This is a genomic window from Maribacter ulvicola (genome assembly GCF_900155985.1).
Lineage (GTDB): Bacteria > Bacteroidota > Bacteroidia > Flavobacteriales > Flavobacteriaceae > Maribacter > Maribacter ulvicola.
Genome location: NZ_FTMA01000004.1, coordinates 33,332 through 48,100 on the forward strand (window position 1 = coordinate 33,332; position 14,769 = coordinate 48,100).

Below are 14,769 nucleotides of genomic sequence, written 5' to 3' on the forward strand. Positions count from 1 at the left end.
TTTTTTATAAGATCATTTTTGAAAAGGGGAGTATGGTTTTGTAACCTTTATTCTTGAAGTATACTGTGTCTTCTTCTTTTCCTGTAGCAAGAACAAAGTCTCCGCCCCAAGCTCCTAAACTTTTAATAGTTCTTGGGTAGTCAGGGAATAGTGTTTTTTTAATGGTAGAAATTTGAAGTGTTTCTGATAAAATAGCCTCGTGTTCGTTCAATAAACCTTCAAACTCAGTTACGCCAATACACTTTTTAATATTTTCTGTTATTGCGTCAATCTTGGTTATAAGTGCTTTTTTATTGAAATCTAAACTTCTGTAGCTGTTAATGGCATCTCTGCTGTTCTTTTTCTGGTTTAGATAAACAAAGAATAATTCGTCTTTAAAAGACGGATTAAAATGAACTTCGTCAACTATAGGTTTAAAGTCATTTCTTTGATAGGTAATAGGAGTGTTGTGTGTAGCGCATGCAATATCATATCCGCTACCGCCAAAGGTAGTTTCTAATAATTGATACGGATTTACGCCTGCCCATATTGCTATATTGGCAATTAAGGTAGAAGAAGTGCCCAGTCCCCAATTCAAAGGGAAAGTAACTTTGGTCTCAATAATACTGTTTTCTATAATCTTGGTTAAGAATTCTGGGTTCAGCTTTTTAGCTTCGGTCAATATCTGCTTTAATCGATCAGAGGTAGCTTCGTCTGTGGTGGTAATGGTGTTAAAATCGACCTTAGAAAATTCGGCATAAAACCACGTATCGTCATTTTCGTCAACGCCAAACCAATGTATGGTCCCTGTGTTCTTATTTCTAAGTTTTAATGACTGTCCAAATTTTGTGGGTAAAGCTAATCCTTTTGCACCGTCAAGAATAGCATATTCCCCGGTGAGCAATAATTTTCCGTTACTATAAAATTCCTTGGTCATAATGTAAAACTTACTTTCTAATGCTACTTAATTGAATTTCTACACCGTGGTGGGTAACCGGGTTAGTTTTAAAATATTCTGTTAAAGTGGCTTTTTCATTTTCGTTGGCACCAAGTTGGTTTAAGATATTCAGAAGGTGCATTTTCATATGTCCTTTTTGAATTCCTGTAGTAACCAAAGAACTTACCGCGGCAAAATTTTGAGCAAGTCCGGCAACCGCAACTATTTGCATCAGTTCTTGTGCAGATGGTCGCTGTAGCATTTCTAAATTCAACTTCACAAGCGGGTGTAGGTTTGTGAGTCCGCCAACCGTACCTAGTGCCAATGGTAGCTCTATCCAGAATTTAAAAATTCCGTTTTCAATTTGGGCATGGGTAAGACTGCTATATCGTCCATTTCTACACGCATACGCATGTACACCAGCTTCTACCGCTCTAAAGTCGTTTCCCGTAGCCAATACTACCGCATCAATACCGTTCATGATTCCTTTGTTGTGGGTAACCGCACGGTAAGGCTCTATTTGGGCAATTTTAATTGCCTGGATTATCTTTTCAGCAGTTTGCTGCGGAGTTAATTCTGCTGAGAGCTTTAAATCTTCTACCGGGCAGCTAACTTCTGCACGAACAGTACAGTTGGGAACGTAATTAGAAAGTATGCTCATTACTATTTCTACATCTTTTTCTTGTCTAGAAAAAGCATCGTACCTGGTAGCCTCTTTTTTTAACGTTGTGGCAAATTGCTCCAAACAACTGTTAATGAAATTGGCGCCCATGGCATCTTTGGTTTCAAAAGTAGCGTGTAGTTGAAAATAATTGGCTAGTTCATCAGTTTTATTTTTTAAGACAATATCGGTGATACCGCCTCCTCTTTTTTCCATGCTTTTGGTTAAAGAAGCGCTTTCTGCTAGTAATACAGGTTTTAAGTACGTAAAAAAGGATTCTAGCTTTTTAGCATCTCCTTTAAAAATGAAATGTACCTGACCTACTTTTTCAGTACCTAGTATTTTAGCTTTGAATCCACCTCTTTTTAACCAGAATTTAGCGGCTTTGCTTGCTGCGGCAATTACGGAACTTTCTTCTATGGCCATAGGTATGGCGTATAGCGTTTCATTAATTAAAAAGTTAGGGGCAATGCCTTGGGGTACGTAAAGGTTGGTAATGGTATTCTCTATAAACTCATCATGCAATTGCTGAACACTGTCGTTTTGGTTCCAATACGTTTGCAGAATTTTCTTTGATTGCGCTGCGTTTTGCGTAAAATTTGCGGTAACCCAGTCTATTTTTTCTTCTTTCGTAAGCTTGGAAAAACCACTTATTGGTTTGGTCATTTAGGTATAACTTTCTACTAATATTCTATGTTTTGAACACGTGCAGGTCTTTAAATATACTGCACGTTGTTGCGGTAGTAAAGATACGCATATTGGCAAGATTCTTTTTTATAAGAACAAAGCGTTAAAACGCTTTCTTTTTTTACTGTAAAGCGTGTTTTTTTGAGTAAATAGTGGTAAACTTGAAAGATTTAACAAAATTCACTTATTTATGCGAAAAACACACTTGTTTACATTGATATTATTTTTGTTCAGTGTATTGACTTGGGCACAGGAAAAACAAATACAAGTTTCAGATATTTATCAAGGAACTTTTAGAACTGAAGGGATGGACGCCCTTAGGTCCCTGAAGAACGGTACCCAATATACAGTTCTTACTACTAATAGAGTTAGCCAAATTACCACGGTTGACACCTACGATTACAAAACATTAGAGAAAGTAGGTACTGTGGTTTCGTCTGCAGATTTAGCAGATATTTCCTCTTTCTCATCCTATGAATTTAGTTCAGATGAAAAAAAGATCTTACTTTCAACTGAAATCGAACCCATATTCAGACGCTCAAAACTAGGTATTTATTATGTGTACGATATAGCCTCTAAAAATGTGGTTCAAGTAAGTGCAGATAAAATTCAAGAACCGTTATTGTCGCCAGATGGGAGCAAAGTTGCTTATGTAAAAAACAACAATATTTATATTTTCAATAGTGTTTCCGGAGAAACCAAACAAGTTACTGAAGACGGCGTAAAGAATGCGATTATCAATGGGGTAACTGATTGGGTGTATGAAGAGGAATTTGCATTTGTTCGTGCTTTTGAGTGGAATGCAGATGGTTCTAAAATAGCTTTTTTACGTTTTGATGAAACAAACGTACCTGAGTTTTCTATGGATGTTTATGGTAGTGGATTATACCAACAGCCCCACGTATTTAAATATCCAAAAGCAGGTGAGAACAATTCTATAGTTACGCTGCATGTTTTAGATGTTGCCAGTGGTAAAATTACTGCTGTTAACACAAATAATGCCTACTATATTCCACGTATTAAATGGATGCACCATAAAGATATGTTGAGTGTTCAAACCTTAAATAGGCACCAAAATCATTTGACCATGTATGCGGTAAACGCCAAGCAAGGTGATGTAACTATATTATTAGAGGAGAAAGATGATGCCTATGTGGACATTACCGATAACCTTACTTTTTTGGAAGACGATAGTTTTATCTGGACAAGTGAAAAAGACGGGTATAACCATATCTATTTATATGCAGAAGATGGTAGCTTAATGAACCAAATTACAAAAGGTGATTGGGAAGTGACTAAATACTATGGTTATGATCAGAGCCGAGATAAAATATATTACCAATCTACAGAAAACGGTTCCATTAATCGCGGTGTGTATAATATTAGTAGTAGTGGTGGTCACAAGAAAGCATTAGCCGTTTCTGAGGGAACGAATAATGCTAAATTTAGTACAGATTTCACCTATTTCATTAATACGTTTTCAAATGCGCAAACGCCCCCGGTATATACTTTGCATAAAGCAATTAATGGGAAGAAAGTAAAAGATATTAAGGACAACAAACAGCTTTTAGAAAGATTGAAAAGTTTTGCCGTAAGTCCTAAAGAATTCTCTACAATAGCTATAAATGGTAATGATCTTAATATGTATATGATCAAGCCAAAAGATTTTGATCCATCAAAGAAATATCCATTGTTTATGTATCAGTACAGTGGTCCTGGGTCTCAAAATGTAAGTAATAGTTGGATGGGTGCTAATGACTACTGGCATCAAGGTTTAGTGGCAGAAGGCTATATTGTTGTTTGTGTAGATGGTCGTGGAACCGGATTTAAAGGAAGAGATTTTAAGAAAGTTACTCAGAAAGAACTGGGTAAGTATGAGGTAGAGGACCAAATAGCTGCAGCCAAAAAATTAAGTGAATTACCATATATAGATGCCGACAGAACCGGCATTTGGGGTTGGAGCTATGGTGGCTTTATGTCTACCAATTGTATTCTAAAAGGGAACGATACTTTTGAAATGGCCATTGCGGTTGCTCCGGTAACATCATGGGCTTTTTATGATACGATCTATACGGAACGTTACATGCAAACGCCACAAGAAAACCCAAGTGGCTATGATGACAACTCGCCATTCAATTATCCGCAGTTGCTAGAAGGTGATTATTTATTGATACATGGTACGGGAGATGATAACGTGCATGTGCAAAATTCAATGCGTATGATCGAAGCATTAATACAGGCAAATAAGCAATTTGATTGGGGAATCTATCCAGATAAAAATCATGGAATTTATGGTGGAAATACAAGAATTCACCTCTTCAATAAGATGACCAATTTCATAAAAGAAAAACTTTAAACTTACTAACGACTCAAAATATTTAAATTAATTATATGGAAAATACGATTAAGCCAATCGAAGAACCACAGTTATTCGGGCACCCAAAGGGTTTGTTTTATTTATTCTTTGCTGAATTGTGGGAACGATTTAGTTTCTACGGCATGCGTGCACTGCTAACACTTTACATGGTAAATGTCGTGTTTGAGGCACTAGCTACTAGAGATTTTGCTGCGGCAGCGGTATATGCTTCATATGGTTCATTGGTTTATGCGTCTACAGTTATTGGAGGTCGTATATCAGATAAGATATTGGGTATGCGTAAATCTATTTTTTTGGGTGGTATATTAATGGCTTTTGGTCATTTTGTATTAGCCGTAGAAAATAATTATGCTTTCTTTATAGCGTTAGCTTTAATTGTGGTTGGAAACGGTTTTTTTAAGCCAAATATTTCAACCTTCGTAGGGTCGCTTTATAAAGAAGGCGATATTCGTAAAGATTCGGGTTTTGTCATCTTTTACATGGGTATTAATATTGGAGGGTTTATTGCGCCATTACTTTGTGGATGGTTAGGTAAAACCTACGGATGGCATTACGGTTTTGGTCTTGCAGGTATTGGTATGTTACTAGGTTTGATCGCTTTTTGGAGTGGTATAAGTAAGAATGTATTTGGAGATAAAGGATTGCCACCGACCGATACTATTTTAGATAAGCCAATATTAGGAGTAAAGCAGGGTTTAATGATTCCAATTTTAGCGGTATTATCAGTACCGGTAATTGCCTATTTACTTTCTGCTTACAAATCTTTAGGGGAAAAAGGAAGTTTTTTAGAAGGCAATAATATTGTGAATATTATCTTCTATTTAATTGCAATAGCAATTGGTGTATTTCTTTTGAAAATATTGATCAATGCTACTTCAGATGAACGTAAAAAATTGATAGTAGCTATTTTATTTACATTTTTTATCACAATTTTCTGGGGTTTTCATGAGCTTTCCGGGAGTATTATAACCTTGTTTGCGGCACGTAATGTTAACTTAACATTTATAGATGCATCACAGACAAATGCATTAAATTCAATGTATATAATTATACTCTCAATTCCAATATCAATGTTGTTCACCTATTTAAAGAAGAAAAATCTAGATCCTAGAACACCTTATAAGTTTGGTTTAGGTTTGGCATTTGCAGGTATAAGTTTTTTAATACTTTCAATGAGCAGCGGTAATGCTGATGCCAACGGCATGGTACCATTTTCGTATTTGTTGATTATGTACTTTTTAATATCGGTAGGTGAGTTGTTCATGTCTCCGGTAGGCTTGTCCAAAATCACCGATTTGTCACCTAAACGTATTGTTGCCTTTATGATGGGAATATGGTTTTTAGCTTCGGCGTTCGCTTTTCAAATAGTAGGTTTTATTGGTAAGCAGTTGGCCATAGAAAGTACAGATAAGAATGTTGGAGGTCTAGAGACCTTAGGGGTTTATACAGATGGGTTTGGTCTTGTTGCTAAATATGCTCTGGGTGCAGCGCTTATTGTACTTATTGCCTCGCCGCTAATTAAAAAGATGATGGGCAAAGTACATTAATTATATATTTCTAAAATTTAACTTGTAGTAGTATCACCTACAGTGTTTTTTACTTCAGATAATAAGCTCCCTTTTCACCTGTGTAGTGAAAAGGGATTTTATTTTTTAGGCAAGTGGTTTTCCAGCGGTCAATGTAACTTTTATAGTTGCTTCCGTCTGCTATAATCTTATGGGGCCGTATACTATCTATTAATCTGTCTAGATTAATTTTTGGTGATTGTGTTAATAATACGTTGTTTGCTGTTGACTTCGGATATATTCCTGAGCTATCAATAATTAAAAGCTTCTTTTCTTGGAACCAATAGCTGTTTTTTAAAGAATCATACTGAACGGAAGCTATACGTTGAGCAGTTTTGTAATCAGAAATTAGATAGTTAGGAATGTCTTTGGAATTTGTTAGGATGGACAATTTTTGCCCGTTTTTATTAAAAATAAAACTCTGTTTAGTTTGGTGTAGCACTAAAGCTTCTGATGTATTATTGGCTTGCAACTCTTCATAAACAGTGTACCCCTGAAAACAAAGAATGCTACTTAACAGAAATATGATTCTTTTAAAGCTAAACTTAGCGTATAGTTCAACCCCCATAACAAGAACAATATAGGCGAGCAACAATTGCATTGAATCAAAGGAAATGCTACTAAAAATAAAATTTTCTTGTTGAGCAACCCAAGCAATAAGGCTGTTCATTAGTCCAATAATGTTATTATATAACCAGGCTATTTGAGAGGGTAACCAGTTGAATAGAGATAGTAAAATGACCAAAATGCCCATGCCTAGGATAATACCCAAAGCGGGTACAATGACTAAGTTAGAGATAAAGAAAAGTCCTGGGAATTGGTGGAAATAGAATAAACTAATTGGTAGAACGCCTAATTGTGCGGCGATACTAACACAAAGCAATTGCCAAAAATAACGTGCCACTTTATGCTTAGGAAACCATAGGTCTCTAAGTATTGGAAATATCCAAAGTATGGCAAAAACTGCCGCATAGCTCATTTGAAACCCGACTTGAAATAACAAATTAGGATTTATGAATAACAGGATGAATAGCATAGAAAGCGCTAGAATATTGAATGAATTGTGAGGTCTGTTTAAATATAGGGCATAAGCTACGAAAGTAAACATGGTTGTTGCGCGAATGATACTGGCAGACAATCCTGCAATGAAGGCAAAAATCCATAAAAAGAGAACGGATAGCATAAGGATAATAGTTCTGCCATTTGGAGTATTATTCAGCGGACGCAATAAAAACTGTATGATTATTAGTAGAATTCCAATATGCAGACCTGATACTGCTAGAATATGTACGGCACCTGCTTTTTGGTAATCAGTATAGGTTTCTTTAGAAATATATGAGCGCTCGCCCAATAATAAAGCCTGTATAACACCCAACTCATCAGCTCCAAAATTCTCTTGCCTTAGTTTTGAAATTATATGGTTTCGAGTTTTAGAAGCAAGACCTCTTAATGTGGTATTTGAATTTTTAGTTTTTATAAGTTGCTTACCAGTAATTTTCATTTGGTGATATACCCCCAGATTTTTCAAATACTTCTTGTAATTAAATTGATTTGGATTTAAAGGTGTATTAATGGGGAGAACCTGCGAAAAGGTTACAATTTCATCATCAATTTCTAATCTTAAATGCGATGAATCTTTGGGTATAGTAAGAAGAATAGTGCCACTGACAAGCTCATTGCCTATGTTTTTTACAGAGGCAATAAACCGGGTCGAAAACTGATTAGGTTTTAATACCTCTTTAATTTTTAATGTCCACTTTTCGTTATGTGGGGTAGTAAAGTTGCTGTAGTGGTTACTAGAATTAATGGGCTGTGCAGCAGTGTAGCAATAATTACCTAATGATATAAATGTCAGCGCGGCAATACAGCCAAACAAAACCGATTTTGTATTCTTTTCAAATAAAAAAATTGCAGCAAGTAGTAGAAAAAGAGATACGGTGGATAGTAATAGATATTGCGGATCGATTTGAAAAAAATAGCCTATTAAGATTCCAAGGATGAGTAAAAGCGTTAATCTGATAGGAATAAACGCTAAGAGCTTCATGTTATAGTATTCTTGTGGCCTTTACAAATGCTTGATTCCAAAACCCGTCTTTTAAAGATGATACGGTTACCCCACGAGATGTTGATGCGTGTATAAAAGTAATTTCGTCGTTATCAGTACCTACCACCATACCAACATGATTAATGCGTTTAGAGCCCCTAGTTGTTTTAAAAAACAGTAAATCTCCTTTTTCTACATTTTTTACCGTGACACGATGTCCTTCTTCTGCCATATGAATAGAGGTTCTAGGTAGTTGTACATCATGTTCGCCAAAAGAAATATATAGTAGGCCGGAGCAATCCATTCCTTTTTTTGTAGTACCTCCAAACTTATAGCGTGTACCAGAAAAAGAGAGCGCGGTATTAATGATTTCGTCTGCCTTTGAATGGTTTTTATAAGTAGTTGCCCTTCGTTCTTCTATTTTTGCCGGGGTGATAACACTGCCTGTTCTAGCCTTATTTGCAGCAGCCACAGATATTTTACGCTCTTTATCAGAAGAGCTGGTCTTTTTAGCTCCGCAACTGGCTAAAAAGCAAACAATAAGAAGACTTGTTAGTATGCGCATAAAATAGGGTGTATTCTTTGGTACGTGTAACTCCAAAATTATAGAATTATTTTTTAAAATTAATAAGACTAAGAGATTTTGGCATTTTTAATGATTAATGAAGCGGCAGCGGCACTAGCACCAGATCCGCCCAGCTTTTGAATGAGCTCATCATAAGAAGCCAATTGTTTTGTTCTGGCTTCACCATCTAAAATCAAGCTTAATTCCTTCTTTAGGTTCTGTTTGGTAAAATCATCTTGTATCAATTCTTTTACAACTTCCTTTTGCATGATCAAGTTGACCAAAGAGATATATTTTAAGGTGATGATACGTTTGGCAATTTGGTAAGAAATCCAGTTAGCTTTGTAACATACTACTTGTGGTACTTTAAATAATGCAGTTTCTAAGGTAGCAGTGCCACTGGTAACTAAGGCGGCAGTGGATAAAGAAAGTAAGTCGTATGTTTTATTTTGAATGAACTTTACATTCGCATCGGTAAGAAAATCAGCGTAAAAATCGGTATCTAAACTAGGTGCGCCTGCAATTACAAATTCATACTCGGTAAAGTCATTTGTTAAAGATAGCATAAGCGACAACATTTTCTGAACCTCTTGTTTTCTACTACCGGGCAATAATGCTATAATGGGTTTTGTAGGAGCAATGCCGTGATTGGATCTAAAGTTGCTTTCATTTAATTCTGGTCTATTTGCAATGGCGTCAAGCAGAGGATGCCCTACAAAGTTGACAGGGTAATGATGTTTCTTTTCGTAAAATTCTTTTTCAAAAGGCAGTATCACATACATATGGTCAACTGTCGCCTTTATCTTTTTGATCCTACCTTCCCTAGATGCCCATATTTGAGGAGAGATATAATAGTTGGTTAGTAAGTTGTTTTCTTTGGCCCACTTTGCAATTCGTAAATTAAAGCCTGAATAATCAATAAAAATAATGGCATCTGGCTTAAATGCGGCAATATCTTGTTTACAGAATTTAATATTTTTAAAAATGGCATTTAGGTTTAGAACTACTTCTATGAATCCCATAAATGCTAAAGCTTTATAATGCTTGACCAAAGTTCCGCCGGCTTGCTGCATTAAATCACCGCCCCAACATCTAATATCGGCATGCGTATCTTGTATTTTCAGCGCTTTAATTAGATTAGAACCATGAAGATCTCCAGAAGCTTCACCTGCTATAATATAGTACTTCATATTAAAAAACTTTGTAGTAAAGAATCAAGAATGCGGTTAAGATGGTAGCTATTAAAACCCCTTTAGCTCTATGGTCTCTTTTAATTTTTAGGAAACCGAAAAAGGCCACTAGGTTAAGTATAGCGCCTAATGCCAAAAGACTGCCAACATGTTCTTGTCTAACAGCGGCTTCGTACGTTTCAATAATGCTTAAATCTGAGAAAATAAGAATGTATAGAAGGGTGCCTAGAACATTTGCAATAATGCCTACTATAAAACCTATTAGAACTTCTTTTTTGGTATTCATCTAAAATAGTTGAGCGATATTATTTAAGTTATGCTAAAAATCCCAGGTATTTAATTCTTGAATTACGTGGTGGGCAGTTAAATCGAATTGCGTAGGAACAACAGAAATATATCCGTTGGCTAATGCCCATTCGTCAGTATCCTCACCTTTATCCAATAATTCAAACTCACCGGTGAGCCAGTAATAGTCTTTACCCATGGGGTTGGTGCGTTTATCAAATTTTTCTTTCCAATTTGCTTTTGCCTGTCTGCAAATTTTAATGCCCCTTAGCTCTTCTTTTGTAAGCTTAGGTATATTGACGTTTAACACGGTGCCTTTTGGTATACCGTTCTCTAAAGCTTCAGAGACAATAGTATGGATAAAACCTTGAGCTTGAGAGAAATCAGCGTTCCAACTGTAGTCACATAAAGAAAAACCAATGGCAGGAATTCCTTCTATGCCGGCTTCAACAGCAGCACTCATGGTGCCTGAGTAAATTACGTTGATAGATGAATTAGAGCCGTGGTTAATACCGCTAACGCAGATATCAGGTTTTTTAGGTAGTATTTCTTGCAGTGCTAATTTTACACAATCTGCCGGTGTACCGCTACAACTATATTCGTCAATGGCATCTTGGTCAAGATCAATTTTCATTTTTTTGGAGAAAAGGGCCGTATCTAAGGTAATAGCGTGCCCCATGCCAGATTGAGGACTATCTGGTGCTACCACAACCACATCTCCTATTTTTTTCATAATAGAGATAAGCATGCGTAAACCAGGTGCGGTAATTCCGTCATCATTTGTTACTAAAATCAATGGTTTTTCCATAGCATATACTTTCTGTAGTAAAAATACGTTTTTAAATATGATAAGCCTGAAAAGCCGTTTAACAAAAAATTAATTCTAAGCAGATTTAAATGGCATGGTTTTTTCTTTACCTTAGAGGTTTAAGTAGCATTTAATGCCGCTTATAACCCTCAAATTATGAGATATTGAAAAGGAAAGTAAAAGATAATTTTATGAAAAGAAATTTAGCCTATGTACTATTGCTGATGCTTGCAGCTGTTGCATCATGTAGTTTTACCAATAAGACTTTTGAAAATGACGATAAGGATAAGTTGTTGTTAGATCTTATTACTTATGTATTAGAAAAAGGTCATTATGAGCCAAAAGAACTTAATGATGATTTCTCCGTTCAGGTTTTTGAAGATTTTATTGATGTAATTGATCCAACAAAAAGATATTTTATAGCCTCAGATATTGCAGAGTTTGAAAAGTACAAATATCAAATTGACGATGAACTTAAAAATACTGATATCACTTTTTTTAATGTGGTATACGATAGATTGATGCAACGCATGGCAGATGCTAAGGGTATTTACAAAGAAGTTCTTGAGAAACCATTTAATTATTCTGAGAATGAAAGCATCAGTATTAAATATGATGAGGAACCATTTGCAGCAAATAGGGAAGAATTAAAAGAACGTTGGAGAAAGCAGTTAAAATATGCAACCTTAGGTACTTATGATTCTAAAATTTCTCATATGGAACAGGAGGTTGTTTCAGCTAAGAAGCATGAAAACGGAGAAACGGTGACAGGATTGAGTAATGTGGAACTAAACGATGATCATGACCACTCTGCCCATACTCCAAAAGAGGCGGAACTTGAATCTAGGGAATCAACTGAAAAAACATTAGACGAGTTCTTTGATTTTGTGGAAGGTTTGGAAAGGAAAGATTGGTTTGTTCAGTATATCAACACTATTGTAGATGAATTTGATCCACATACGTTTTATTTTGCTCCAGAAGAAAAAGAAAAGTTTGATACCAGCATGTCTGGTAAATTCGAAGGTATTGGAGCAAGACTTCAGAAAAAATCTGAGGGCGCAAAAATTGTAGAGATTATTTCTGGTGGTCCGGTATGGAGAGATCAGCGATTAGAAGTTGGTGATGAAATTATCAAAGTAGGTCAGAATGGAGAAGAGCCCATCAATATTGTAGGTATGCGTTTAGATGATGCCATTAAATTGATTAAAGGTGCTCAAGGTACTATTGTAGATTTGACCGTTAGAAAAGTAGATGGTTCTTTAGATGTCGTTTCTTTAACAAGAGATGTTGTAGAGTTAGAAGAGTCTTACGCAAAATCTGCTAATATAATTAAAGGTCAAGAGAAATTCGGAATAATCAACCTACCAAAATTCTATGTTGATTTCAACGATTACAGCGAAAGAAATGCGGCTACAGATGTAGCTAAAGAAGTAGAGCGCTTAAAAGAAGAGGGCATGGAAGGTCTCATCCTTGATTTACGTGATAATGGTGGAGGATCTTTAAAAACGGTGGTTGAAATGGCAGGTTTGTTTATTAAAGCTGGCCCGATCGTTCAAGTTCAATCTAAGGATAAAGGTAAAGATATTTATGACGATAAAGATGAAAGAATTCAATGGGATGGTCCATTGGTAATTCTGGTAAACGAATTATCTGCTTCTGCATCTGAGATATTAGCGGCTGCTATGCAAGATTATAAAAGAGCTATTGTAATAGGAAGCAAGCAGACCTTTGGAAAGGGAACAGTACAAAACGTTATTCCGTTGAATAATATGTTGCGCAGTAATGAACACGGAGATTTAGGTGCAATTAAAATTACGACTCAGAAGTTCTATAGAATAAATGGTGGATCTACACAATTAGAAGGGGTTAAGAGTGATATTGTTGTGCCGGACAGATATAGCTATATTGATTTAGGGGAAAGAGATCAGTCTAACCCTTTAGGATGGGATAAAATCACTCCTGCAGATTACAAGCCTTGGGATGGTTATATTAATTATGAAAAGACCATTGCCCATAGTGAAAAGAGGATGGCAGCTAATCAACAAATAAAATTAATTGAGGAGAATGCAAAATGGTTAAAGGCTGAGCAAGATGAAACGGAGATTTCTTTAAATTTTAATACTTATAAGGAAGAAAAGAATAAGGATAAAGAGCAGTCCAATTATTTTAAAACCTTAACTGATTATGATTCTAAGCTTACATTTAAGTCTTTAGGATATGAGGAGCAATTGTTTGCCAAGGATTCTGTATTGCGCGAAAAGCGTAACAGATGGCATAAAAACTTAGCTAAAGATGTTTATGTAGAAGAGGCGGTAAACGTTTTAGAAGATTTAAAAATGACCAACATTAAACAAGGTAAATTGGCTAGTGTAAAAAATTAAACAGTTTCTTAAAAAAATAGAAGCTGCTACATAGTTCATGTAGCGGCTTTTTTTTATATTACAAGAATTTTATATTCACTCGGTTTGCGAACATTATTAGTTTACCGTCACCTATTTTTTTATTCGATAATCTAGGTATAAATATTCCAAGGCTTGCTTCAAAATTTAAATAAAATACTCAATTCAATGTCTTGTAGTCTTGCTTATGGATTAGTTACTTATCTAAAAGCTTATCTGTATGTAGCTTTCTAAGTCTTGCCAACTTAGGGTTGATTACAGCCTGGCAATACCCTTGTTCAGAATTGTTCTTATAATAATCTTGATGATACTCTTCTGCATCGTAGAAAATGCCTAAAGGACTTAATTCAGTGACAATAGGCTCTTCATATACTACTTGCATTTCATGTAATACTACTTTTGCTTTTTTCTCTTGTTCATTATTATGAAAATAAATGACAGAACGATATTGAGTACCGGCATCGGCACCTTGCCTGTTTAAGGAGGTAGGGTCGTGTGTTGTCATAAAAATAATTAAAATATCGTCATACGAAACTATAGCAGGATCAAAAGTAATCTGAACTACTTCTGCATGTCCTGTTAGTCCAGAACAAATTTCTCTGTAGGTAGGTCTACCCGGTGCTTTACCACCAGTATATCCAGAAACTACTTTTTGTATACCTCTTACCTCTTGAAATACCGCTTCGGTACACCAAAAGCAGCCACCACCAACCGTGGCGACTTCTAAATTGTTATTAGTCATGAGATTCCTCCTTTTCTAACTGCATAGATTCAGAATTAATACAGTATCGTAATCCGCTAGGTTCTGGGCCATCTGGGAAAATATGGCCCAAGTGAGCATCACAAGTATTACACAGTACTTCTACACGTATCATCCCAAAAGAAGAATCCTTATGATATTTTATAGCATTTTTCTTAATAGGTTGCGTAAAGCTTGGCCAGCCGGTACCAGATTCGAATTTTATAGTAGAATCGAACAAAGGCGTACCGCAACAAATACATTCATATTTGCCGGCATCGTGAGCAGTACATAACGCACCGGAATGCGGAGCTTCAGTACCTTTTTTTCGAGTAACTCTAAACTGTTCAGGGGTCAAAACCTCTTTCCATTCTTGTTCTGTTTTTTCAACTCTTTTGTCAGGTTCAGGGTTGCCATTTACTGAAAAATGAATTACATCCTTCCAAGTTAACATCATAATTTTCCTTTCGTTTAGACTTTGTTTACTAGGTTTCTTGGTCGGTAATTTACCTAATATCTTACAAAATTAGGTA

At 35.7% G+C, this 14,769-nt stretch carries 12 protein-coding genes; 3 read left to right on the plus strand and 9 right to left on the minus strand.

Going from position 1 to position 14,769, the window contains the following annotated elements; translation table 11 throughout:
* Nucleotides 1–4: 4 nt before the first annotated feature.
* Complete coding sequence (locus BW936_RS12330; protein WP_076548713.1) at nt 5–916, minus strand: GYDIA family GHMP kinase; 912 nt, start codon at nt 914–916, stop codon at nt 5–7.
* Between the two features lie 10 nt (nt 917–926).
* On the minus strand, nt 927–2,243 hold the full coding sequence (locus BW936_RS12335) for a hydroxymethylglutaryl-CoA reductase, degradative (RefSeq protein ID WP_076548714.1): 1,317 nt from the start codon (nt 2,241–2,243) through the stop codon (nt 927–929).
* Nucleotides 2,244–2,454: 211 nt separating this feature from the next.
* Here BW936_RS12335 and BW936_RS12340 point away from each other — a divergent pair, with 211 nt between their 5' ends.
* Both BW936_RS12340 and BW936_RS12345 read left to right on the plus strand, forming a co-directional pair.
* A complete protein-coding gene (locus BW936_RS12340; protein WP_076548715.1) occupies nt 2,455–4,620 on the plus strand; it encodes a S9 family peptidase in 2,166 nt (721 codons plus the stop codon).
* Between the two features lie 35 nt (nt 4,621–4,655).
* Nucleotides 4,656–6,188 carry a peptide MFS transporter gene (locus BW936_RS12345; protein ID WP_076548716.1) on the plus strand — a complete coding sequence of 511 codons (1,533 nt, stop codon included), beginning with the start codon at nt 4,656–4,658 and terminating at the stop codon, nt 6,186–6,188.
* Between the two features lie 49 nt (nt 6,189–6,237).
* On the opposite strand, the gene BW936_RS12350 is transcribed toward BW936_RS12345, so the two are convergent.
* The 5 genes from BW936_RS12350 to surE form a co-directional block, all read right to left on the minus strand.
* The gene (locus tag BW936_RS12350; protein WP_076548717.1) at nt 6,238–8,250 is read right to left on the minus strand and encodes a ComEC/Rec2 family competence protein; all 2,013 of its coding nucleotides are present in this window, start codon (nt 8,248–8,250) and stop codon (nt 6,238–6,240) included.
* 1 nt (nt 8,251) lies between these two features.
* On the minus strand, nt 8,252–8,815 hold the full coding sequence (locus BW936_RS12355) for a C40 family peptidase (RefSeq protein ID WP_076548718.1): 564 nt from the start codon (nt 8,813–8,815) through the stop codon (nt 8,252–8,254).
* A 68-nt stretch (nt 8,816–8,883) separates the two neighbouring features.
* Nucleotides 8,884–10,005 carry a lipid-A-disaccharide synthase gene (gene lpxB / locus BW936_RS12360; protein WP_076548719.1) on the minus strand — a complete coding sequence of 374 codons (1,122 nt, stop codon included), beginning with the start codon at nt 10,003–10,005 and terminating at the stop codon, nt 8,884–8,886.
* Nucleotide 10,006: 1 nt separating this feature from the next.
* Nucleotides 10,007–10,291 (minus strand): hypothetical protein, encoded by a 285-nt coding sequence (locus BW936_RS12365; RefSeq protein WP_076548720.1) that lies wholly within the window; start codon nt 10,289–10,291, stop codon nt 10,007–10,009.
* 33 nt (nt 10,292–10,324) lie between these two features.
* Entirely contained in the window at nt 10,325–11,098 is a 774-nt protein-coding gene (surE, locus tag BW936_RS12370; protein WP_076548721.1) for a 5'/3'-nucleotidase SurE, read from the minus strand.
* Nucleotides 11,099–11,289: 191 nt separating this feature from the next.
* Here surE and BW936_RS12375 point away from each other — a divergent pair, with 191 nt between their 5' ends.
* Entirely contained in the window at nt 11,290–13,479 is a 2,190-nt protein-coding gene (locus tag BW936_RS12375) for a carboxy terminal-processing peptidase (protein WP_076548902.1), read from the plus strand.
* A 214-nt stretch (nt 13,480–13,693) separates the two neighbouring features.
* On the opposite strand, the gene msrA is transcribed toward BW936_RS12375, so the two are convergent.
* Both msrA and msrB read right to left on the minus strand, forming a co-directional pair.
* Complete coding sequence (gene msrA / locus BW936_RS12380; RefSeq protein ID WP_076548722.1) at nt 13,694–14,239, minus strand: peptide-methionine (S)-S-oxide reductase MsrA; 546 nt, start codon at nt 14,237–14,239, stop codon at nt 13,694–13,696.
* Nucleotides 14,232–14,690 (minus strand): peptide-methionine (R)-S-oxide reductase MsrB, encoded by a 459-nt coding sequence (gene msrB / locus BW936_RS12385; RefSeq protein WP_076548723.1) that lies wholly within the window; start codon nt 14,688–14,690, stop codon nt 14,232–14,234. Before msrB ends, msrA begins: the two co-directional genes overlap by 8 nt.
* Nucleotides 14,691–14,769: the final 79 nt, after the last annotated feature.